The organism is Halorubrum sp. ARQ200 (genome assembly GCF_005435115.1).
Classification (GTDB): domain Archaea; phylum Halobacteriota; class Halobacteria; order Halobacteriales; family Haloferacaceae; genus Halorubrum; species Halorubrum tropicale.
Genome location: NZ_SGTZ01000015.1, coordinates 51331 through 72197 on the forward strand (window position 1 = coordinate 51331; position 20867 = coordinate 72197).

General features: G+C 71.5%; 21 protein-coding genes. 14 read left to right on the forward strand and 7 right to left on the reverse strand.

What is annotated here, in order from left to right:
- Window positions 1-179 precede the first annotated feature (179 nt).
- From sdhC to EXE50_RS14930, 6 genes are all read left to right on the forward strand, one after another.
- The gene (sdhC, locus tag EXE50_RS14905; protein ID WP_053770748.1) at window positions 180-605 is read left to right on the forward strand and encodes a succinate dehydrogenase, cytochrome b556 subunit; all 426 of its coding nucleotides are present in this window, start codon (window positions 180-182) and stop codon (window positions 603-605) included.
- A gap of 1 nt (window position 606) precedes the next feature.
- Window positions 607-978 (forward strand): succinate dehydrogenase hydrophobic membrane anchor subunit, encoded by a 372-nt coding sequence (locus tag EXE50_RS14910; RefSeq protein WP_004596874.1) that lies wholly within the window; start codon window positions 607-609, stop codon window positions 976-978.
- Between the two features lie 7 nt (window positions 979-985).
- Entirely contained in the window at window positions 986-1870 is an 885-nt protein-coding gene (locus EXE50_RS14915; protein ID WP_053770749.1) for a succinate dehydrogenase/fumarate reductase iron-sulfur subunit, read from the forward strand.
- 53 nt (window positions 1871-1923) lie between these two features.
- On the forward strand, window positions 1924-3753 hold the full coding sequence (locus tag EXE50_RS14920; RefSeq protein ID WP_137705441.1) for an FAD-binding protein: 1830 nt from the start codon (window positions 1924-1926) through the stop codon (window positions 3751-3753).
- Window positions 3754-4016: 263 nt separating this feature from the next.
- The gene (locus tag EXE50_RS14925) at window positions 4017-4244 is read left to right on the forward strand and encodes a helix-turn-helix domain-containing protein (protein ID WP_053770751.1); all 228 of its coding nucleotides are present in this window, start codon (window positions 4017-4019) and stop codon (window positions 4242-4244) included.
- Between the two features lie 125 nt (window positions 4245-4369).
- Window positions 4370-5005 carry a uracil-DNA glycosylase family protein gene (locus EXE50_RS14930; RefSeq protein WP_121600187.1) on the forward strand — a complete coding sequence of 212 codons (636 nt, stop codon included), beginning with the start codon at window positions 4370-4372 and terminating at the stop codon, window positions 5003-5005.
- Between the two features lie 16 nt (window positions 5006-5021).
- Here EXE50_RS14930 and EXE50_RS14935 read toward each other — a convergent pair whose 3' ends face one another.
- Window positions 5022-6197, reverse strand: a complete 1176-nt coding sequence (locus EXE50_RS14935) for an NAD-binding protein (protein ID WP_137705442.1) — start codon at window positions 6195-6197, stop codon at window positions 5022-5024.
- A gap of 152 nt (window positions 6198-6349) precedes the next feature.
- Here EXE50_RS14935 and EXE50_RS14940 point away from each other — a divergent pair, with 152 nt between their 5' ends.
- From EXE50_RS14940 to EXE50_RS14955, 4 genes are read left to right on the forward strand one after another with little or no spacing between them, the layout of a single operon-like run.
- Window positions 6350-7615, forward strand: coding sequence for a potassium channel family protein (locus EXE50_RS14940; protein ID WP_137705443.1), 1266 nt, complete (start codon window positions 6350-6352; stop codon window positions 7613-7615).
- The gene (locus tag EXE50_RS14945) at window positions 7612-8880 is read left to right on the forward strand and encodes a cation:proton antiporter regulatory subunit (protein WP_137705444.1); all 1269 of its coding nucleotides are present in this window, start codon (window positions 7612-7614) and stop codon (window positions 8878-8880) included. The genes EXE50_RS14940 and EXE50_RS14945 overlap by 4 nt, the downstream gene beginning before the upstream one ends.
- A gap of 22 nt (window positions 8881-8902) precedes the next feature.
- The gene (locus EXE50_RS14950; RefSeq protein ID WP_137705445.1) at window positions 8903-9187 is read left to right on the forward strand and encodes a ubiquitin-like small modifier protein 1; all 285 of its coding nucleotides are present in this window, start codon (window positions 8903-8905) and stop codon (window positions 9185-9187) included.
- Between the two features lie 39 nt (window positions 9188-9226).
- On the forward strand, window positions 9227-10285 hold the full coding sequence (locus EXE50_RS14955) for a deoxyhypusine synthase (RefSeq protein WP_053770757.1): 1059 nt from the start codon (window positions 9227-9229) through the stop codon (window positions 10283-10285).
- A 437-nt stretch (window positions 10286-10722) separates the two neighbouring features.
- Here EXE50_RS14955 and EXE50_RS14960 read toward each other — a convergent pair whose 3' ends face one another.
- The 4 genes from EXE50_RS14960 to EXE50_RS14975 form a co-directional block, all read right to left on the reverse strand.
- The gene (locus tag EXE50_RS14960; protein ID WP_053770758.1) at window positions 10723-10899 is read right to left on the reverse strand and encodes a 50S ribosomal protein L37e; all 177 of its coding nucleotides are present in this window, start codon (window positions 10897-10899) and stop codon (window positions 10723-10725) included.
- Entirely contained in the window at window positions 10896-11138 is a 243-nt protein-coding gene (locus EXE50_RS14965) for an LSM domain-containing protein (protein ID WP_053770759.1), read from the reverse strand. Before EXE50_RS14965 ends, EXE50_RS14960 begins: the two co-directional genes overlap by 4 nt.
- 101 nt (window positions 11139-11239) lie before the next feature.
- Window positions 11240-12529 (reverse strand): twin-arginine translocation signal domain-containing protein, encoded by a 1290-nt coding sequence (locus EXE50_RS14970; protein ID WP_137705446.1) that lies wholly within the window; start codon window positions 12527-12529, stop codon window positions 11240-11242.
- Window positions 12526-13227 carry a hypothetical protein gene (locus tag EXE50_RS14975; protein ID WP_137705447.1) on the reverse strand — a complete coding sequence of 234 codons (702 nt, stop codon included), beginning with the start codon at window positions 13225-13227 and terminating at the stop codon, window positions 12526-12528. Before EXE50_RS14975 ends, EXE50_RS14970 begins: the two co-directional genes overlap by 4 nt.
- 285 nt (window positions 13228-13512) lie before the next feature.
- Here EXE50_RS14975 and EXE50_RS14980 point away from each other — a divergent pair, with 285 nt between their 5' ends.
- From EXE50_RS14980 to EXE50_RS14990, 3 genes are all read left to right on the forward strand, one after another.
- Window positions 13513-14865 (forward strand): ribonuclease J, encoded by a 1353-nt coding sequence (locus EXE50_RS14980; RefSeq protein ID WP_053770990.1) that lies wholly within the window; start codon window positions 13513-13515, stop codon window positions 14863-14865.
- Entirely contained in the window at window positions 14862-15908 is a 1047-nt protein-coding gene (gene idsA3 / locus EXE50_RS14985) for a geranylfarnesyl diphosphate synthase (RefSeq protein WP_053770762.1), read from the forward strand. Before EXE50_RS14980 ends, idsA3 begins: the two co-directional genes overlap by 4 nt.
- A 96-nt stretch (window positions 15909-16004) precedes the next feature.
- Window positions 16005-16919 carry a DMT family transporter gene (locus EXE50_RS14990; RefSeq protein WP_053770763.1) on the forward strand — a complete coding sequence of 305 codons (915 nt, stop codon included), beginning with the start codon at window positions 16005-16007 and terminating at the stop codon, window positions 16917-16919.
- A gap of 105 nt (window positions 16920-17024) precedes the next feature.
- On the opposite strand, the gene EXE50_RS14995 is transcribed toward EXE50_RS14990, so the two are convergent.
- Together EXE50_RS14995 and bcp are read right to left on the reverse strand one after the other, a co-directional pair.
- Entirely contained in the window at window positions 17025-18191 is a 1167-nt protein-coding gene (locus tag EXE50_RS14995) for a hypothetical protein (protein WP_137705448.1), read from the reverse strand.
- 78 nt (window positions 18192-18269) lie between these two features.
- Window positions 18270-18737, reverse strand: a complete 468-nt coding sequence (gene bcp, locus EXE50_RS15000) for a thioredoxin-dependent thiol peroxidase (protein WP_053770765.1) — start codon at window positions 18735-18737, stop codon at window positions 18270-18272.
- 74 nt (window positions 18738-18811) lie between these two features.
- On the opposite strand from bcp, the gene EXE50_RS15005 reads away from it, so the two are divergent.
- Window positions 18812-20863: a histidine kinase N-terminal 7TM domain-containing protein gene (locus EXE50_RS15005; RefSeq protein ID WP_137705449.1), complete on the forward strand. Its 2052-nt coding sequence runs from the start codon at window positions 18812-18814 to the stop codon at window positions 20861-20863.
- Window positions 20864-20867 lie beyond the last annotated feature (4 nt).

Sequence of the window (20867 nt, forward strand, 5' to 3'; positions counted from 1 at the left end):
ATCCGCGGCGTGGAACGCCCTCGCACGGACCGCGTTCGCGGATCGGATCCGTCTCGGAGTTCGGCCGCTTGACCCCCGCCTCCCCTCCGATTCCGCGCCGATCGGAATGGTCCGGAATCCGGCCGCGCAGGCCGCCGTGTTAGTAACTACTATACCAGCGCGGTTCAGAACCGTTAGGTATGAGTCAGTCGTACAATCGAGGCCTCATCGAGGACTTCGGCCGCTGGCGGGAGTTCGAGGCGGGGATGTGGGCGTGGATCTTCCACAAGTTCACGGGATGGGTGCTCATCGGGTACCTGTTCACGCACATCGCGGTCCTGAGTACGGGGATCCCGGCCGCCGGTGCCAGCGAGGCGGCGATCGCCGCCGGAAACGACGTGTACACGCAGACGATCGTCTCCTTGGAGGGGCTGTTGCTCGTGCGCCTCCTGGAGGTCGGCCTGCTCGCGGTGGCGGTCTTCCACATGCTCAACGGGACGCGACTCCTCCTCACCGACCTCGGCATCGGGCTGGACGCACAGGACAAGAGCTTCTACGCGTCGCTGATCCTCACGGGAGCGATCACCGTCGCGTCCGTCCCGACGTTCATCGCGGGGGCGTTCTGAGATGGCCGAGCGCTACTCCTCGTTCCAGTCGGGCGGCCGGATGTGGTTCCTCCAGCGGGTCACGGCGGTCTTCCTCTTAGTCGTGTTGGCGTTCCACTTCTTCCTGCTCCACTTCGTCCACCACGCCGACGAGGTGTCGTTCCTCGCCAGCTCCGCCCGGATGGAGCAGCTGAGCTACTACTCCCTGATGATCCTCTTCCTCGTGACCGCGACGTTCCACGGGGTCAACGGCGTCTACAACGCCCTGGTGAACCAGGGACTCACCGGCACGAAACGCACCGTGATCAAGTGGACGCTCGTCGCCGCGAGCGTCGTGCTGATCGCGCAGGGAATCCGCACCGCGAACGCGTGGGCGGGCATCGGACTCTACTGAACCGACAATGAGCACGCAAATTCCGAAGCAGACCGAGGAATCGACCGAGACCGAGACGGAGCCCGCTTCGAAGGGCGACGAGCGCCGCGCCGAGAAGCGGCGCCGCGCGGCCGAGCGCCGCGAGCAGCGACAGGAGGAGGAGGCGGAGAAGGCGGCCGCCGACGAGAGCACGGTCGAGCTGAAGGTGTTCCGCTACGACCCGCAGGTCGAGGGGAAACAGGAGCCGCGCTTCGACACGTTCCACGTCCCGTTCACGAAAGGGATGACCGTCCTCGACGCGCTCATGTACGCGCGCGACACGTACGACTCCTCGCTCACCTTCCGGCACTCCTGCCGGCAGGCCGTCTGCGGCTCGGACGCCATGTTCGTCAACGGCGGGCAGAAGCTGGCGTGTAAGACCCAGATCTCGGACCTCGAAGAGCCGGTCCGCGTCGAGCCGCTCCCGCACGCCGAGGTGACGAAGGACCTCGTCGTCGACATGGAGCACTTCTACGACCAGATGGAGGCCGTCGAGCCGTACTTCCAGACGAACGAGTACCCGGACGGCGAGCTCGAAGAGCAGCGCCAGGACCGGGCGAACCGCGAGAAGATCAAGATGTCCACGCGCTGTATCTGGTGTGGCGCGTGCATGTCCTCGTGTAACATCGCCGCGGGAGACAACGAGTACCTCGGGCCGGCCGCGATCAACAAGGCGTACCGGTTCGCGATGGACGAGCGCGAGGGCGAGGAGATGAAACAGAAGCGCCTGGAGATCATCGAGCAGGAACACGGCGTCTGGCGGTGTCAGACCCAGTTCTCCTGTACGGAGGTGTGCCCGAAGGACATCCCCCTCACCGAGCACATCCAGGAGCTGAAGCGGGAGGCAGTCAAAAACAATCTGAAGTTCTGGTAAACCCGACAGACAGTATCAAGGGACTCCGGAACTTACGAAATTACATACCAACCATGTACGAACACGACGTCGTCGTCGTCGGGGCCGGCGGGGCGGGACTCCGGGCGGCGATCGCGGCACAGGAAGCGGGCGCGGACGTGGCGATGGTGTCGAAGCTCCATCCCGTCCGGTCCCACACCGGCGCGGCAGAGGGCGGCATCAACGCGGCGCTGCGCGACGCCGACTCCTGGGAGGACCACGCGTACGACACGATGAAGGGGTCCGACTACCTCGGCGACGCGCCCGCGGTCGAGGCGCTCTGCCAAGAGAGCCCCGAGGAGGTCATCCGCCTCGAACACTGGGGGATGCCGTTCTCCCGCGAGGACGACGGCCGCGTCTCCCAGCGGCCGTTCGGCGGCCTCTCCTTCCCGCGGACGACGTACGCGGGCGCCGAGACCGGCCACCAGATGCTCCACACGATGTACGAGCAGGTGGTCAAACGCGGGATCACGGTGTACGACGAGTGGCACGTGATGGACCTGGCGGTCACCGACGAGGACGACCCCGCCGAGCGGACCTGTCACGGCGTCGTCGCCTACGACATCCAGAGCGGCGAGATCAGCGGGTTCCAAGCCAACGACGGCGTCATCCTCGCCACCGGCGGGATGGGCCAGGTGTTCGACCACACCACGAACGCGGTCGCCAACACCGGCGACGGCGTCGCGATGGCGTACCGCGCGGGCGTCCCGATGGAGGACATGGAGTTCATCCAGTTCCACCCGACGACGCTGCCGTCGACCGGCGTCCTCATCTCCGAGGGCGTCCGCGGCGAGGGGGGAATCCTCTACAACAGCGAGGGCGAGCGGTTCATGTTCGAGCACGGCTACGCGAACAACGCGGGCGAGCTGGCCTCCCGCGACGTGGTCTCCCGCGCCGAGCTGACCGAGGTCAACGAGGGGCGCGGCATCGAGGACGAGTACGTCCACCTCGACATGCGCCACCTCGGCGAGGAGCGCATCCTCGACCGCCTGGAGAACATCCTCCACCTCGCGGAGGACTTCGAGGGCGCCGACGGGCTCACGGAGCCGATGCCGGTCAAGCCCGGCCAGCACTACGCGATGGGCGGCATCGAGACGAACGAGTTCGGCGAGACCGTCATCGACGGGCTGTACGCCGCCGGCGAGTGCGCCTGCGCCTCCGTCCACGGCGCGAACCGCCTCGGCGGGAACGCGCTGCCGGAGCTCATCGTCTTCGGCAAGCGCGCCGGCCGCCACGCCGCCGGCGAGGAGATGGGCGAGGCCGAGATCGAGACCGGCCGCTCGGGCGACTGGCAGCCGGCCGACTACGAGTTCGGCGTCGAGGTCGGCGAGACCGGCGGCTCGGGGCCCGCAGCGGCCGACGGCGGCGCCGTGGCGACCGACGCCGACAGCGTCCTCGGAGCGGCCGTCGACCGGGCCCAGGAGCGCGTCGAGGAGCTGCTCTCCCGGAAGGGGCGCAACCACGCGGAGATCCGCTCGGCCGTCCAGGAGACGATGACGGCCAACGTCAACGTGTTCCGCGAGGAGGGCCGGTTGGAGGAGACGCTCGAAGACCTCCGCGAGGCCCGCGAGGCGTACAAGGACGTCGCGGTGTCGGACCCGTCGCGGACGTTCAACACCGACCTCATCCACACCATCGAGACGCGGAACATCCTCGACATTGCGGAGGCGCTCACGATGGGCGCGCTCGCGCGCGAGGAGTTCCGCGGCGCCCACTGGCGTAAGGAGCACCAGGAGCGCAAAGACGAGGACTGGCTGAAGCACACGCTCATCTCGTGGAACGACGGCGAGCCCGAGCTGTGGTACAAGCCGGTCGTCCTCGAGGGCGAGAACAAGACGTACGAGCCGAAGAGCCGCTCGTACTGAGCCGTCAAACGACGCGCGGCCGCCGGCGACTCGCTTCGGTATCCCCTCGCTTTCACCCGATCGATCCGGATCGTTCACGGTCTCCTATCCGTCGACGGTCGAAACCGGCCGTCGATACGCGTCGATTTCCGGTTCGTTAATCGACGTTGCCCGCACGAGCCCCGAGGGAACCGGCGGAAGACGTGCTCTCCTGTGCCTTCCGGCGATTTCGACGAACGTTGAATAGGGGATTTATTATCGTCGAACTACACTGATCGGACAAGATGATCGAGACGGAAACCGCGTCCGCGGCCGCCCCGGCGTTGCCCCGGGAGCTCCAGTCGCCCCGCGCCAAACTCGTGTACCTCTACCTGACCACGAACGGCGACGCCACGGTCTCGGAGATGGGCGAGTCGCTCGGCATGAAGAAGCTCTCCCTGTACAGCATCCTGAAGACCCTCCGCAACGAGGGGCTCGTCGACTGCGACGGCGACTGTTACGTCCCCAACTGACCGCGGCCGCGGCGCCGACCGAGCGGCCCCCCGGCTCGCGACCTCCGGCCCGCGACGTCGCTGTTCTCCCTTCGCGCTCCCCGCCGCAGCGGAGCGTTTAGGGTGGCGGAGCGCCCACGTCGACCGTGGACGCGAACCAGACGGAGTTCGAGAACCCGTTCGCGATGGACACCGACTGCGAGAACTGCGAGGCGCTGTGCGGCGCCCGCGACCGCGTCGTCCACGGCTACGGCGACGTCGGCGCCGAGTTCCTCGTGGTCGGGACGGCGCCGACGGCGGCCGCCGAGCGCAACGGCGTCCCCTTCACCGGAGAGGGGGGCGGCGAGCGCGTCCAGGCTATCTTCGCCGACCTCGGCTTCGTCCGGTCTGCGCCGGGCGCCGCGGAGCCGGACGTACAGAACGTCTTCTTCACGAACCTGACGCGGTGTCGCCACCCGGAGCGCGGGCCGACCGACCGCGAGGTCGACACCTGCGAGCCGTTCCTCAACGCTGAGATCCGGATGATCAACCCCCAGATCATCGTGCCGGTCGGCGAGCGGCCGCTCAGGGAGCTGGCCGTCGAGTACACGACGCGCCGACCGGACTCCTTCGACGTCGACGCGGAGCACGCGACGACGATCCGCGGGCGTGGGTTCGAGCTCGTGCCGATGACCGAGCCGGCCGCGATGACCGACGAGGAGGCCGACGCCTTCCGCGACCACATGCGCGAGAACGTGTTGAGCCGGGACTACCGGCAGACGAAGGGGCGGCGGAGCCGGTAGCTTTCGCGGCCCGGCCTCAGTCGTCGAGGTCGACGTCGTCTAAGATCCCCTCGGTCGCGTCCTTGCTGTCCGCGCCGAACGCGCAGTCGACGAGGATGTGCCCGCCGAGCGTCGACGGCGAGATGACCTGATCGGCGCCGGCGCGGCGGAGCTTGTCGACGTTCTCCCGCTGCGTCGCCGCCGCGACGATCCGCACGTCCGGGTTGAGCTGGCGGGCGGTGAGGATGGCGAGCGCGTCGCGCGCGTCGTCCTCGGTGGCGGCGACGACGGCGCGGGCCCCGGCGACGTTGACCCGTTCGAGCGGGTCGACGTCGCTGGGGTCGGCGGTGTACACGGGCACGTCGTGGTCCGTGAGCCGCCTGGCGACGTTTTCGTCCGGCGTCACCACCGCGTACTCGACGCCGTCGCGGGCGTCGAGCTCTTCGAGGATCGGTTCCGTCAGGTCCCCGTAGCCTAACACGAGGACGTGGTCGTCGAGGAGGTCTATCTGTCTGTCTGTCATTTTCCCGAGCGCCTTGGAGAGCTGCGCCTCGATTGCGGGCGTGAGGAGGACCCCGAGCGCCACCGCGAAGGCGGCGACGTTCACCACGAGCGACGAGAGCGCGAACAGCTGCGCGATGTCGGAGGCCGGGCCGGTCGCCGGGTGGACGTCCCCGTACCCGACGGTCGAGGCCGTGACCACGGTGAAGTAGAACGCGTCGACGATCGTCTCGATCCCCTCGAACTGGTCCCTGAGGGCGTACGAGCCGACCGTTCCGTACGCGACCGCCCCGACGAGCGCCGCGCCCGCGGCCAACTGCGTGGGCGAGGGGCTGAACCGCCGGTCGAACCGCCCCCGGTTGATCACGAGCGTCGGCGCGGACAGGACCGACAGCGCCACGAGCGGGAACGACAGGACGGACGCCTGTAACAGCCCTTGAAGCGCCGTCAGCGGCAGCAGCACCGCCGTGGAGTACCACCCCACCCGGTACCCGTCCCGCAGCGCGAACCCGCTCGCGAACATCGCGAAGCCGGTGATCGTCCCGGTGAACCCGACCGTCTGCCGGACGACGCCGCCGACGTACGGGGCGAGCGGGCCGTCGACGCCGAGCCCGCCGATCTGCGCGAGCCCGGCGAGGATGGAGAGGATCGCGACCCCGAACGTCAACGCGATCGACGCGCGGACGGTAACCCAGTCCCGGGTCAGCTCCATATCCCCGGGTCGCCGAGACCCAACTTAAACCCCGCGAGGCCGGTCCGACCCGCTCGCCGCCGGCGGGAACGGCGGTCGCCCGCGGCGCCCCCGCGACCCGCCCGGATCGGCGCGCCGACACACGTTTAACCCCGCCGGCGGTTGGGTGGCCCATGTCGCTGCCCGTCGAGATCGTCTTCGGCGTCTACCTCGGCGTCATCACCGGGATCGTCCCCGCGCTGGTGGCCGGGGCCCTCGGGTTCGTGTTCAAGTACGTCACGGACGTGACGATTCCAGGGCTCGGGGTGGTCGTGCTGTCGCTCGCCATCGCCGGCGTCAACGGCGGGCTGCTCGCGCTCAACGACGAGACGATCCGGTCCTCGGAGCGCGCGCCGGCGATCCTGACGGCGATCGTCGTGGTGCTCATGCTCTCGATGTACGCCCACGCGCAGGGGGACAAGCTCGGCGCCAGTGTCCCCAAGCGGATCTCGCTCAAACAGCTCCGCGACCGGACGCTCTCGACCGACGTGATCGAACTGGTCGGCGGCCGCGGCCGCGTCTCCGTCGAGGTGAGCGGCGAGGTGGACGACATGGAGGGGTACCCGCCGCTGCCGACGGACACGCGCCGCGCGATCGTCGACGGCGACTGGACGTTCCCCGCCGACCTCCCGCTCGCGGAGCTCGAAAGCCGGTTCGCGGAGCGGCTCCGGACCGAGCTGGACCTCGCCGACGTGGCCGTGCGGATCGACGAACAGGCGCGCGCGACGGTGTCGGCCGCGCCGCCGACCGGCGCGCTCTCGAAGCGGGTGCCCGCCGGGAAGCGCGCGGTGTCCGTGTCGGCGCTGGTCCCGACCGGCATCGCCCGCGGCGACATCGTCCGCGTGATAACCCCGGACCTCGACGCCGAGGGCGCCGTGATCGCCGCCCGGTCGAGCGGGGAGCCGGAGCCCGGGGCCGCCGCCGCGTCGACGCCCGCCGCCGCGGGCGACGACCCGGACCCGGACGACGACGCCCGGACGGACGGCGGCGAGGCGGCCGTCGCCGCGCCCCCCGCGGCGACCGCGCCCACGACGACCGGCGGCGAGGGGCGCGTCACGCTCGCGCTCGACCGCTCGGAGGCGACGGCGCTCCTCCGGGCCGACCGCGGGCGCGTGCTGGTGCTGTCGCGGGGCACCCGTCGCGAGTACGAGCTCACGGCCCTGCTGCGTCGCGCCGGGAAGCGGTTCCGGAAGGTCTCGGTGGTCGCCGACGGCCCGCTCGACGGCCACACGATCGGCGAGGCCGAGGTCCGCGAGGCGTACGACGTGGCCGTCCTCGCGGCGCGCCACGAGACGTGGATGGTCGCGCCGGACGGCTCGCAGTCGCTGTCAGCGGGCGACGACCTGTTCGTCGTCGGGAGCCGCGACGCGCTCGACCGGTTCGCGGGGGTGGCCGCGTGAGTCCCGCCGGGTCGGCCGCGGTCGCCGCTGGCTTCGACGCCGGCGTCGCCGCGAGCGGCCTCGCCGTCGGGGCGGTCGACGTCGGCTTCGCCCGCCCGCGGCAGGCGGCGGTCACGCTCGTCACGTTCGCGGTCGTCGCCGTGATCGTCGCGGCCGGCGCCGCCCTGGCTTACCGCTGGTACTTCCGCACGGAGATCCCGGAGGGGGTGACCTGGCTCCTCGGCGTCTCGGTCGTCGCGCTGTACCTCAACACGACCTCGCTGGGGTCGGTGGCGGTCGGCGACAATCCCGCCCTGCTGGCGCCCGAGAGCGTCTTCTTCAACCTCGTCTCGCTCGGCGTGGCGGCGGTGACCGCGCCCGTCGGCCGGTACGCCGGCGACCGGCTCGCGGTCGACGTGTTCGCGCTCTCCGGCGCCAAACAGCTCGACGGCGAGCTGAGCGGTATCGTCCGCGCGGTCGGGCGCTTCACGGCGGTGACGCTCCCGTCGGTCGACGAGATACGCGACATGGACACGTACGACCCGGTCTCGGCGGACAAGAAGGCGGAGCTCGCGGAGACGACCCTGCTGTTCCCGCGGAAGCTCTCCGAGACCGAGCTCCGCGAGCGGCTCATCGCCCGGCTCAAAGACGAGTACGGGGTCGGCTACGTCGACGCCGACCTCGGACCGGACGGGACCGTGGGGTACTTCGCGGTCGGCTCCCGCGCCGCCGGGCTCGGCCCGACGCTCGCGCCGGGGTCGGCCGCGGTCGCCGTCGCCGCGGATCCCCCGAACAACGCCACCGTCGGCGACACGGTCCAGCTGTGGCGCGACGACCCCGAGCCGGAGCGGGTCGCGACCGGCGAGCTGCGCGGCGTCGCCGGCGACGCCGTCACGGTCGCGCTCGACGAGTCGGACGCCGAGCGGCTGACCGACGAGGGCGGCTACCGGCTCGTCACGCTGCCCGCGGAGCCGCAGGCCGACCGCGAGTTCGCCTCCCTGCTGCGAAACGCGGACGAGACCATGGCCTCCGTCACCGTCGCGGCCGGCAGCGAGCTCGACGGGAGCACCGTCGGGGAGGTCGGGGCCGTCGTCGCCGCGGTCCGACCGGCGGGCGGCTCCGTCGAGCCGATCCCGCCGCGAGCGTACGTCTTCGGCGCCGGAGACCTGGTGTACCTCGTCGGCCGCCCGGGCGCGATCCGGCGGTTCGAGACCGCCGCCGCGGTCGGGGGCGCCGGCGACACAGACGACGGCGGCGCGGACCCCGACGGGACGCAACGCTCTTGAGTCGTCCGCGCGGGGATCCGGCATGGAGTGGAAGCTGTTCGCCGACCTCGCGGAAATCGCGGGCGACCGCACGGTGGCGGTCGACCCGGGGCCGGGCGACACGGTCGGCGACGCGCTTGACGCGCTGCTTGACGCACACCCCGACCTGCGGGACCGCGTGATGGAAGACGGCGCCGTCGCGGACCACATCAACGTCCTTCGGAACGGGCGGAGCGTCCGCCACGACGAGGGGCTCGACGCCACGCTGGAGGCGGGCGACGAGCTCGCGCTGTTCCCGCCCGTGAGCGGCGGCCGCTCCGTCCGATAGATCGGTCGTTTCAAACGCGCGCCGACCCCATCCGGAGCCATGACCGACAGCGACGAGGGCGACCACGGCGACGACGGCGGCCACGACCCGCACCGCGAGGAGTTCCACGAGGACCCGGTCGGCCACACGCGCGCGGCCGCCGGGATGACGGTGAGCGAACTCGTCGACGGTTACGGGGACGCGGGGATCGGTGCCGCCGCGGTCAACGAGGCCGGGGACGTGCTCGCGGAGATGTTCGACAACGACGACTGCACCGTCTTCCTCTCGCTGGCGGGCGCGATGGTCCCCGCCGGCATGCGCCGGATCGTCGCGGACCTGATCCGCGACGGTTACGTCGACGCCCTGGTGACCACGGGCGCGAACCTCACCCACGACGCCATCGAGGCCATCGGCGGGAAACACCACCACGGACGCACCCGCGACCCCGAGAAGACGCCGCGCGAGCACGACGAGGGGCTCCGCGACGAGGGGGTCGACCGCATCTACAACGTCTACCTCCCGCAGGAGCACTTCGCCGACTTCGAGGGCCACCTCCGCGAGGAGGTGTTCCCGGCGCTGGAGGCCGACCCGGACGACGCGGGGAGCGGCGCCGTCTCCATCGCCGACCTCACGCGCGAGCTCGGCCGCGCGAACGCCGCGGTCAACGAGCGCGACGACGTCCCCGAGGGGCCGGGCGTCGCGGCCGCCGCCTACGAGCACGACGTGCCGATATACTGCCCGGCGGTCCAGGACTCCGTGTTAGGGCTTCAGGCGTGGATGTACGCCCAGACGGCCGACTTCACCATCGACGCCCTCGCGGACATGACCGAGCTGACGGACCTCGCGTTCGAGGCCGACGACGCGGGCTGCCTGCTCGTCGGCGGCGGCGTCCCGAAGAACTTCACGCTCCAGACGATGCTCGTCACGCCGCGCGCCTACGACTACGCGGTCCAGGTCACGATGGACCCCGAGGCGACCGGCGGGCTCTCCGGCGCGAGCCTCGACGAGGCGCGCTCGTGGGGCAAGCTTGAGAAGGACGCCCGCAACGCCTCCGTCCACGGCGACGCGACGGTGATGCTCCCGATGCTCGTCGCCGCCGCCCGCGAGCGCGTGGAGTAGCGGCGCGGGTTCGATCACGACCACGTCTCCGTTTATAAACCGACCCGCGGCGGCGCGTGCCGACGAGCGCCCGAAGGGCGCGGGTCGCACGCGCGAGGTCGCCGGCGCGTAGCGCCGGCTGCCAGAGAATCTTCGATTCTCGCTGGACGCGGCGACCGGAGCGAAGCGGAGGGAGCCGCGAGGCTGGGGAGGTGTGAAGCGCGGTGCTGTGCGGGGCGGGACTCAAAGGGGCAGTCGCGAGGACGGCGCACGCTCGTTGCGCGCTTCAGTCGCTCACTCCGTTCGCTCCTTCCAGTGCTTACGTCGCCTGCGCCGTCCTCGCGGCCGGGGCTTTGGCAGCGTTCACCGCCGATCCGTCAGCACTCAGTTATAAATGAGCGACCGTTACACACACAGCTACGCGAGCGAAAGCGAGAAGAAACCGAAGAGACGCCGGTTCAGTTGTCGCCGTTCTTCGACTGCCAGGCGTAGTCGCGCCGGGATGCGGACTCGCCGAAGCCGCACGAGGAGCAGCGCTCCTTTTTGACGTGGTAGGACTTCTCACCGCAGCGTCGACACTTCACGTGGACCGTCTTGTTCTTCTTTCCCTGAGAGGGCGTACCTGCGCCGGTCATGCTTTGATGGTGACGACGTTATCGCCGCGTATAATCGTTGTGTCTTCGATCGCGACCGCGAACTCGCCGTCGAGGTCGCCGTCGACGCGGTCGTCCACGTCGGCTTCGGGCTCGATGACGACGTTCATGTGCTGGTCGTAGCCGCCGAGGACGCCGTAGTAGGTCGTCCCGTCCTTCAGGTGTACCGTCACGGGCTCCTCGAGCGACGCTTCGAGCACGTCGAGGGGTCGTCCACTCATTGTCGGATCGCCGCCCGTCGCGGTAATAAAAATACCGGGACGGAGCCCCCGAGGCCGGTCGGTTTGACACGACCGCGGGCCCGCCCCTCTCGGCCCGGCACTCACCCCAGTCGCTCGCGCACGAACGCGGTCGCCGGCGGGACCGCCCGCGCGTACAGGGCCGCGTACGTCAGCTCCGCCTGGGTCCGTCTCGGGTCGGCGTACCCGGCGTCGATCTCGTCGGCGACGCGTCCGAGCGAGGCCAGCGCCGGGCGGACGAACCGCGCCGCGAGCGGGTCGCCGCCGTCGACCGCCGCGACGGCCTCGCGCGCCCGCTCCGCGGCCGACCGGAGCGACGACTCCGACGGCGGGTTCCGGTGGCCGCCGTCGCGGATCGCCCCGACGGCCCGCCGCCGCGCCTCCACCGTCGCCAGCGCGGTCCCGGCTTCGATCACCGCGGTGGCGTAGTTCCCGTCGTCGGACGCCCGCTCGACGCCTCTGACCGCCGACGCCGTCCGCCGCTCGGTCGCGACCGCCAGCTCCTGAGCCACGGTCCCGCTCAGGTCCTCATCGGTCGGGACCGCCTCGTCGCCGGTGCGTCGACGCACTTCCGCGCGCGTCCGGCGCACGGAGCCGTCCAGCGTCTCCGCGGCCGCGACCAGCGACGCCCACTGCGGGTCGATCCCCTCGCGGTCTCCGTGAAACGCGTCGCGGAGGCCCGCGGCGTCGGTGGCGGCGGCCCGCGCCCGCTCGACGTCGCCGACCGCGTCGCCGGCACGGAACGGCGCCGCGACCGGGTCATCCGGGTACCGGACGGTCGGAACGAGGTGCCGCGCGCACGCCGCGAGCAGCGACTCGACCGGCTCGTACGCGAGCGCCGCCGCCGCCGTCGACTCGGCGCGGTACTCCAGGCCGGCCGCGAGCGCCGCCCGGTCCTCGCGGACTGTGCGACGGCGAGCGGCGAGGTCGGCACTCTCGTCGACGCCGGTGGCCGCCCGGTAGGCGCCGCGGACCGTCGCCGCCGTTCCGCGGGCGCGCCGCCGCGCGGCGAGGGCCTCGGTCGGCCACGGGTCGGTCGGCTCCGCGTCGACCCGCTCGACCGCCCGCGCCCTGTCGTCCGCGATCGCCGCCGCGACCGCCGCGTTCGGGAGCGACGGCTCCGCGGGGACGGCGTCGAGCAGGTCGCGGGCGCGCGACTGGTGAGCCGCCGCGAGGGAATCGGGGACGGTCGCCGGGAACGGCGCGGGGGGCCACTCGACCGCATCGACGAGGCCCGGCGGCACCGCGGTCGCCTCGCCGCGATTCGTCTCACCGTCGGCGAGCGGCGAGGCGGCACAGCCCGCGACCGCCGCTGCGCCGGCCGTTGCGAGCCCCGCGAGGAAGCCTCGGCGTGACCGGGGATCGCGGGTCACGAGCCATCACCTCCGGTCCCGGTCGAGGAGTCGGACGCGGTCGACGCGCCGGTCGGGTCCGAGCCGTCGGTCGCTCTCGACGCGTTGAACGCGGCCGGGCGCCGTCCGGTCCCGCAGGAGCCGGCCATGCTCCGGCCGCTCCCGCGCGACCGTTCGGCCGCGACCGGCATCCGGATCGCGAACCCGACGGCGTGGATCGCGTCGCGCTCGCAGTCGACGTCGGCCGGGCGATACGCGCGACAGAAGTCGACGTGCGGCTGGAGGTCGCCCTCGGCCAGCGGCCCGCGCTCGACGCGCACCGACCGGAACCGGACCTCGCGACACGCCTCGACCGGCATCGTGTGGAGCGACACCGACGAGGACGCGAAGTCGGTGGCGGCGCAGAACTCGCGGAGCCGCTCGGCCGGCGGGGTCTCGGCGAAGGCGAGCGCGGAGCGATCGCCGTCGGAGGTCAACACTCGCGACGTGGTCCGCCGTTGGACCGCGCGCTCGTCGGTCGACAGCGTGAGCACCGTCTCGCCGTCGGCGACGAGCGCGCCGCCGTCCTCGTCGCGGACGCGCTCGATCTCGACGTTCTCCAGCGGCGGACCGGTGGTCGGGTAGCTGTTCGACGCGGTCTCGCTGCCGGCGCAGCCGGCCAGGGCGGCGATCCCTGACGCGGCCGCGAGGAGGACTCGGCGGCGGGAAACCTCGGACATCGGCGGTGATTCGCCCGACTGCGTGAAACGCTTTGTGGGACGCGACCCTCCCGCGTCGGACCGCCGAGCCCCCGCTCGGACGCGAACCACCGTCGCGGGGCCGAACCCGGGAGTTTTTAACGTGGGCGAGAGTACGCCGAGGTACCACACTCCCGCGGGACACGGTGAGTCGCGACGACTCGGCCGTAGCGGGGCCTCAACGACGCGCGGTACGACGGTGCGCCGACGGCTCCTTGCGGGGTTTCAGTGACCGGCGCCGACCACGGCGTCAGACACGAACACACCATGGAAATCGAAATTGCGACACTCGGCGGTTACGAAGAGGTCGGTCGACAGATGACGGCGGTCCGCGCGGGCGAGGACATCGTCATCTTCGACATGGGCCTGAACCTCAGTAAGGTCCTCATCCACGACAACGTGGAGACCGAGAGCATGCACAGCCTCGACCTGATCGACATGGGCGCCATCCCGGACGACCGGGTCATGAGCGAACTGGAGGGCGACGTTCAGGCGATCGTCCCCACCCACGGTCACCTCGACCACATCGCGGGGATCCCGAAGCTCGCCCACCGCTACGACGCCCCGATCGTCTCGGCGCCGTACACGATCGAGCTGGTCCGCCAGCAGATCGAAGACGAGGGTAAGTTCCAGGTCGACAACGACCTCGTGAAGATGAAGCCGGGCGCGTCGATGGCGATCGGCGACTCCGAGCAGGTCGAACTGGAGTTCGTCAACGTCACCCACTCGATCATCGACGCGATCAACCCGGTCCTCCACACGCCCGAGGGGGCGGTCGTCTACGGCCTCGACAAGCGCCTGGACCACGACCCCGTCATCGGCGACCCGATCGACATGGAGCGGTTCCGCGAGATCGGCCGCCAGGACGAGGGCGTCCTCGCGTACATCGAGGACTGTACGAACGCCGGCCGGAAGGGCCGGACTCCCTCCGAGTCGTACGCGAAGAAGCACGTCGAGGACACGCTGAAGTCGATGGAGGACTACTCGGGCGGCATCGTCGCCACCACGTTCTCCTCCCACATCGCCCGCGTGAAGACCCTCGTCGAGTACGCCCGCGAGATCGGCCGCCAGCCGGTCCTGCTCGGCCGCTCGATGGAGAAGTACTCCGGCACGGCCGAGCGGCTCGACTTCGTCGACTTCCAGGGCGACGTCGGCATGTACGGCCACCGGAAGTCGGTCGACCGCGCGTTCAAGCGGATCATGAAGGAGGGGAAGGGCAACTTCCTCCCCATCGTGACGGGCCACCAGGGCGAGCCCCGCGCGATGCTCACCCGCATGGGCCGCGGCGAGACGCCGTACGAAATCGACGACGGCGACAAGATCGTCTTCAGCGCCAGCGTCATCCCGGAGCCCACCAACGAGGGCCAGCGCTACCAGAGCGAACAGCTGCTCCGGATGCAGGGCGCGCGCCTCTACGACGACATCCACGTCTCCGGCCACCTCCGCGAGGAGGGCCACTACGAGATGCTGCAGGCGCTCCAGCCCCAGCACCTCATCCCGGGCCACCAGACGCTGGAGGGGCGCTCGCCGTACGTCGACCTCGCGACCTCGCAGGGGTACAAGCTCGGACGCGACGTGCACGTCACGCAGAACGGGTCCACCATCCAGCTCGTCGAATGACGAGCGAGACGAAGGAGGCGCGGGTGCTCGACGCCATCCGCGAGCGGCGTGAACTCGTCAACGCCGCTATCGACGAGGAGCTGCCGGTCCAGGAACCGGAGCGGCTGTACGAGGCGACCCGATACATCCTCGAAGCCGGCGGCAAGCGGCTCCGCCCGACGGTGACCACGCTGGCCGCGGAGGCGGTCACCGGGACCGAGCCGATGGGCGCCGACTTCCGCGCGTTCCCGTCGCTCGACGGCGACGACGTCGACGTGATGCGGGCCGCGGTCGCCATCGAGGTGATCCAGTCGTTCACGCTGATCCACGACGACATCATGGACGAGGACGACCTGCGGCGCGGCGTCCCCGCGGTCCACGAGGCGTACGACGTCTCGACGGCGATCCTCGCCGGGGACACGCTCTACTCGAAGGCGTTCGAGTTCATGACGGAGACGGGCGCGGACCCGCAGCACGGGCTCGAAGCGATGCGGATGCTCGCGTCGACCTGTACCGAGATCTGCGAGGGCCAGGCGCTCGACGTCGCCTTCGAGAACCGCGACGACATCCTCCCGGACGAGTACCTGGAGATGGTCGAGCTGAAGACGGCGGTGCTGTACGGCGCGTCCGCGGCGACGCCCGCCCTCCTGCTCGGCGCCGACGAGGACGTGGTCGACGCGCTCTACCAGTACGGGATCGACTCCGGCCGCGCGTTCCAGATCCAGGACGACGTGCTCGACCTGACGGTCCCCTCCGAGGACCTCGGCAAGCAGCGCGGCTCCGACCTCGTCGAGGGGAAGGAGACGCTCATCACGCTCCACGCCCGCCAGCAGGGCGTCGACGTCGACGGCCTCGTCGACGCCGACACGCCCGCCGAGGTGACCGAGGCGGCCATCGACGACGCGGTCGCCGCGTTGGAGGAGGTCGGATCCATCGAGTACGCCCGCGACACCGCTGAGGAGCTCACGGCGCGGTCGAAAGAGCACCTCGAACTGCTGCCCGAGAGCGGCTCGCGCGGCCTGCTCGAAGACCTCGCGGACTACCTCATCGTCCGCGGCTACTGAGCCGAGCGCCGGCGGCCGGTCCCGTCCGGGGACCCGGCACCGGCGGTCCGGGCCGGGACGGACACCGCTTTACCAGCGGCCCCCGTTCGGTCGGCCGTGTCACGGTACCGGAACGTCCTCCTGTTTTTCACCCTCGCACTGCTTTGGGGCGGCTCCTTCGTCGCCATCGAGGTCGGCCTCGACTACTACCCGCCCGTGCTGTACGCCGCGTACCGGTTCGACGTGGCGGCGCTCGCGCTGCTGTCGTACGTGCTGGTCACGCAGGACGACCCGTTCCCGCGGACGCGCGGCGACCTCGCCGCGATCGGGTTCAGCGGCGGGCTCTCCGTGGCCGCGAACAACGCCCTGCTGTTCGTCGGCCAGCAGTACACGACGAGCGGCATCGCCTCCATCACCTACAGCCTCGTGCCCATCGCGACCGCGGCGGTCGCAGCCCTGTGGATCGGCGGCGCCGACCTCGATCGTCGCGGTGCTGTGGGGGTCGTCTTAGCGTTCCTCGGCGTGGGGCTCGTCGCGCAGCCGGACCCCGCGAACCTCGGCGGGGGCGTCGCGGTCGGCGTCGGGCTGATCGCGATCGGGGTCATCGCCGTCGCGGTCGGTAGCGTCGGCCTCCGAACCGTCGAGACGTCGTTCACGAGCGTCGCGCTCACCGGGTGGGCGATGGGGTTCGGCGCGCTCGCCATCCACGCGCTCAGCCTCGGCATCGGGGAGAGCCAGCGGCTCCCGGCCGCCGCCCCGCCCGCGCTCCTCTCGCTGGGGTTCCTCGGGCTGCTCTCCTCCGCGGTGGCGTACACCATCTACTTCACGCTGCTCGACCGGCTCGGCCCCTTCGAGATCAACCTCGTCTCGTACGTCGTTCCGATCGTGGCCACCGTCGCGGGCGCCCTGCTGCTCGCCGAGCCGGTAACGCCGTACACGGTCGCGGGCTTCGTCGTCATCGTCCTCGGGTTCGGCCTGCTGAAGCGCCGCGAGATAGCCGACGCGGCCGCCGGGATCCGGTTCCCGGGCTGAGAGAAGGGCGTTACCACCGCAGTCCGTCGCACCGCGCCGCACCGCGCTCCGCCGGACCGGTGGCGCCGCTCTCGCGGCCGGGATTCCGGCGGTCGACGGGGTCGCTCACGCGTCGACCACCGCTATCGGGTCGCCGACGGTCCCCCCGAACAGCGAGGCGTGGGCGGCGAAGAGGTCGCGCTCGGCCGCGGCGTCGACGATCACGGTTCGCCCGTGTCGCGTGACTTCCGCGTCGGAAAGGGCGGTCTCTCCTTCGCGAGCGGCCTGCGCGACCGCCTCGGCGGTCTCCCGGTCGAGGCGTCGGGGGTCCGCCACCGCGCCGTACCGCAGCGCGACGGCCGGGTCTCCGGTCTCGTCGCCGCCCGCGTCGCCGTTCGCGTCGCTCCTCTCCGCCGGCGCTCCGCCGTCGGTCACGCGGAGCGACGCCCCGACCGCGCCGGAGGCGTCGACCGCGGTGCGGAGCGCGTCCGGCGCGTCGGCGAGCAGGTCGCGGAGGCGGCCGCGGGCGTCCGGTCCGAGGTCGACGCACACCGTCGCGTCGCCCCCGAGCAGCGAGGGGAGCGGGCCGTAGTTCGCGGTCGCTCCCGCCCGTCGTCCGGCGCCGCCGCCGACGCTCCCGCCGATTCCGGCGTCGCGGTGCGCCGCCGCGACGGCGGCGGTCGGGCCGTAGGCGGCCACGACCTCACCGGGGGTCACGGCGACGGCCGACCCGAGGTCTCCCGCCCGGAACCGGGCGAACCCGGAGCCGACGTCCGGCTCGCGGGTCACCGCTGGGTCGGCGTCGAGCTCGGCGGCGAGCGCGGTCGCGTCGACGTCGCCGACCGCCGCGACGCACCCCTCCGGGCCGTCCGCGGTGAGGGCGGCGCCGCCGGTCGCCTGCCGCACGTCGGCGAGCGACGCGCTCTCGTACCGGCCGAGGAGCCGCCGGAGTCGACTCCCCACCCCGCTCGGGAGGCCGGTCGCCGTCAGGACCGCGGGGTCGACCCGGCCGGTCACGACGGTGTCGACGGCGCCCGACGCGGCCGCGGCCGGCTCGTAGGCGCCGGCGGCGACCGCCGATCGGGGGCCGGAGGAGCCGGCGCGGTCGCGGGCGCTCGTCGCCACGTCGTCCGCCGGATCGCCGTCGGGCGCGCCGGCTCCGGTCGCGGCCGATTCGATCGCGAGGGCCGCGTCGGCTGGGGGTTCGGTCAGGGCGTCGATCGGTCCGCCGACTCCCAGCCCGGTCGCCGCGAGCGCCGCTATGCGCTTCGCGAACGTTCGCTTGGAGGGCATCGTTTCACCTGACTCCTGACAGGCAATAATACTACCGAGTGGCGGTCGTCGGTGGATTCGTGCCGTGCCGGCCGGCGCTCAGCCGTCGAGCCCGCGGACGTCGTCGATGATCTCGACCGCGTGGTCCTCCGGGGAGACCCCCTCGTACGCGAGGACCACTGTTCCCTCGTCGTCGAGGACGTACGTGTTCCGGAACACGCCGTCGAAGGTGTTCCCGAACATCTGCTTCTCGCCGTAGGAGCCGTACGCGCTCGACACCGCGCCGTCGGGGTCAGAGAGGAGCGTGAAGGGGAGGTCGTACTTCGCGGCGAACGGTTCGAGGTCCTCGACGGGGTCGTCGCTGATCCCGACGACGGCGACGTCTTCCGCTTCGAACGCGTCCCACTCGTCGCGGAAGCCACACGCCTCGTCGGTGCAACCGGGCGTGTCGGCCCGCGGGTAGAAGTACACCACCGTGTGATCGGCCGCGGTCGGGTCGACGGTGACGGTCTCGCCGCGGTGGTCGGTGAGCGTGATCTCGGGTGCGGAGTCGCCCGGTTCGAGCATACGTATCTGCCCGTCTCGAAGGGGTTAGGCGATTCGGTCCCTTTTTACCGGATACTCGCATCCTACCGGTATCGATGGCGTGGCAACCGACGCCGTACACGGCCCCGCTGCTCCTCGCGGCCGTCGCGTCGTTCGGGTTCGCCGCCTACGGGGCCGCCAACCGGTCGCGCGGCGGGCACGCCCTCCTGTGGAGCTTCGTCGCCGTCGCGGTCGCCGCCGGCGTCTGGTCGCTGGCGTACGCGGCCCAGCTGTCGGCGACGGCGCTCGGGCCCACGCTGTTTTTCAACCGCTTCGTCTGGCTCGGCTCCGCCGGCCTGGCGGTCGCGTGGCCGGCGTTCGTCCTCTCGTACGTCGACCGGACCGCGTGGCTCGGTCGTCGCCGGTTCGCGCTCCTCTGGATCGTCCCCGTCGCGGTCGCGGTCGCCGTCTGGACGGCCGGCGTCGACCCGCTCTTCTACGCCGATCCCTCCCTCGTCGACGCCGGCGGGTACCGCGTCCTCAGCTACACGCCGACGCCGGCGCTGCTCGGGTTCGTCGGCTACACCTACGCGGTCAACCTGTTCACGTTCGCGGTCCTCGGCTACGCGACGGTCTCCCGCGACGGCGTGTTCCGCCGGCAGGCGGCCGTCCTCTTCGTCGCCGCCGTCGCGCCGATGGCGCTCAGCGCGGCCGGCATCGCGGGCGTCGTCGGTCCGGACGCCGGGTTCGTCGACTTCACCCCCATCGCCTTCAGCGGCACCTCGGCGCTCTTGGCGTGGGTCGTGTTCCGGTACCGGCTCCTCGACGTCTCGCCGATCGCCCGCGACGCGGTGTTCGCGAACCTCTCGGACGGCGTCGTCGTCTGCGACGCCGACGGCCGCGTGGTCGACACCAACGACCCGGCGGAGGCGCTGTTCCCGGACGCAGCGCTCGGCGCCCGGGCCGACGAGGCGTTCGACGACGTCCCCGCGGTCGCCGACGCGGTGACGGACTCGGCGGCCGACGACGAGTTCCGCGTGACGCTCGACGGCGACAGTGCGCCGCGGTTCCTGACGGTCGACGTCCACGACATCACCGGGCCGGGGACGACTCGCGGGGGGACCGTCCTGCTGTTCCGCGACGTCACCGAGCGGGAGACGCTCCAGCGTCGCTACCGCGCGCTCATCGAGAAGTCGCCCAACGCGATCGCGGTCTGCGGCGATGACGGCCTGCTCCGCTACGTGAGCCCGTCGATAGAGCGGCTGCTCGGCCACCGGCCGACGGAGATCGAGGGCCGACCGATCATCGACCTCGTCCACCCCGAGGACCGGCGCGAGGCGCAACAGGCCTTCGAGCGCGCCTTCGACAGCGCCGAGCCGCAGTCGCTCACGCACCGGATCGCGCGCGCCGACGGGAGCTGGCGGCGGTTCGAGACCGTGATCGAGCGGCTGTTCGCCGACGCGGGCGAGGTGGTCATCACCGCGACCGACGTGACGGACGCCCGGCGGTACGAACAGCGGCTTCAGGTGTTGAACCGCGTGCTGCGACACGACCTGAAGAACGACACAAACGTCATCGGCGGCTACGCGGACCTGCTCCGCGACCACGTCGACGAGGAGGGCGACCCGTACCTCGACATCATCGACCGGAAGGTGCGGACGCTGACGCACCTCAGCGACCAGGCCCGGGAGATCGACGTCGCGCTCCACAGCGACGCGGGGCGGGCCGAGATCGACCTCTCGGAGCTGGTCGAGCGGCTCTGCGCGTCGCTGTCGTCGTCGTTCCCCGAGGCGACGGTGACGGTGTCCGTCCCCGAGTCGGCCCGCGTCTCCGCCGACGAGCTCTTGGAGTCGGCGGTGCGGAACGTGCTGGAGAACGCCGTCGTCCACAACGACGGCGACGACCCCCGCGTCGAGGCGACCGTCGTCGCCGACGGCGACCGGTTCCGGCTCGACGTGGCCGACGACGGCCCGGGGATCCCGCCGGTCGAGCGGACGGTGTTCTCCGAGGCGCGGGAGACGGCGCTCGAACACGCGAGCGGGCTCGGCCTCTGGCTCGTCCACTGGATCGTCACGGAGTCCGGCGGCGACATGGAGATCGACACGCGCGAGCCGACCGGCACGGTGGTCCGGATGTGGCTCCCCCGGGCGGCCGAGGCGAGGGAGTAGGCCC

Bases quoted from the DNA above. Each gene is read 5' to 3' on its own strand.
- sdhC (WP_053770748.1), top strand. From the start codon at position 180: ATGAGTCAGTCGTACAATCGAGGCCTCATCGAGGACTTCGGCCGCTGG.
- EXE50_RS14910 (WP_004596874.1), top strand. From the start codon at position 607: ATGGCCGAGCGCTACTCCTCGTTCCAGTCGGGCGGCCGGATGTGGTTC.
- EXE50_RS14915 (WP_053770749.1), top strand. From the start codon at position 986: ATGAGCACGCAAATTCCGAAGCAGACCGAGGAATCGACCGAGACCGAG.
- EXE50_RS14920 (WP_137705441.1), top strand. From the start codon at position 1,924: ATGTACGAACACGACGTCGTCGTCGTCGGGGCCGGCGGGGCGGGACTC.
- EXE50_RS14925 (WP_053770751.1), top strand. From the start codon at position 4,017: ATGATCGAGACGGAAACCGCGTCCGCGGCCGCCCCGGCGTTGCCCCGG.
- EXE50_RS14935 (WP_137705442.1), bottom strand. From the start codon at position 6,197: ATGGAGCTGACCCGGGACTGGGTTACCGTCCGCGCGTCGATCGCGTTG.
- EXE50_RS14940 (WP_137705443.1), top strand. From the start codon at position 6,350: ATGTCGCTGCCCGTCGAGATCGTCTTCGGCGTCTACCTCGGCGTCATC.
- EXE50_RS14950 (WP_137705445.1), top strand. From the start codon at position 8,903: ATGGAGTGGAAGCTGTTCGCCGACCTCGCGGAAATCGCGGGCGACCGC.
- EXE50_RS14955 (WP_053770757.1), top strand. From the start codon at position 9,227: ATGACCGACAGCGACGAGGGCGACCACGGCGACGACGGCGGCCACGAC.
- EXE50_RS14960 (WP_053770758.1), bottom strand. From the start codon at position 10,899: ATGACCGGCGCAGGTACGCCCTCTCAGGGAAAGAAGAACAAGACGGTC.
- EXE50_RS14965 (WP_053770759.1), bottom strand. From the start codon at position 11,138: ATGAGTGGACGACCCCTCGACGTGCTCGAAGCGTCGCTCGAGGAGCCC.
- EXE50_RS14975 (WP_137705447.1), bottom strand. From the start codon at position 13,227: ATGTCCGAGGTTTCCCGCCGCCGAGTCCTCCTCGCGGCCGCGTCAGGG.
- EXE50_RS14980 (WP_053770990.1), top strand. From the start codon at position 13,513: ATGGAAATCGAAATTGCGACACTCGGCGGTTACGAAGAGGTCGGTCGA.
- idsA3 (WP_053770762.1), top strand. From the start codon at position 14,862: ATGACGAGCGAGACGAAGGAGGCGCGGGTGCTCGACGCCATCCGCGAG.
- EXE50_RS14995 (WP_137705448.1), bottom strand. From the start codon at position 18,191: ATGCCCTCCAAGCGAACGTTCGCGAAGCGCATAGCGGCGCTCGCGGCG.
- bcp (WP_053770765.1), bottom strand. From the start codon at position 18,737: ATGCTCGAACCGGGCGACTCCGCACCCGAGATCACGCTCACCGACCAC.
- EXE50_RS15005 (WP_137705449.1), top strand. From the start codon at position 18,812: ATGGCGTGGCAACCGACGCCGTACACGGCCCCGCTGCTCCTCGCGGCC.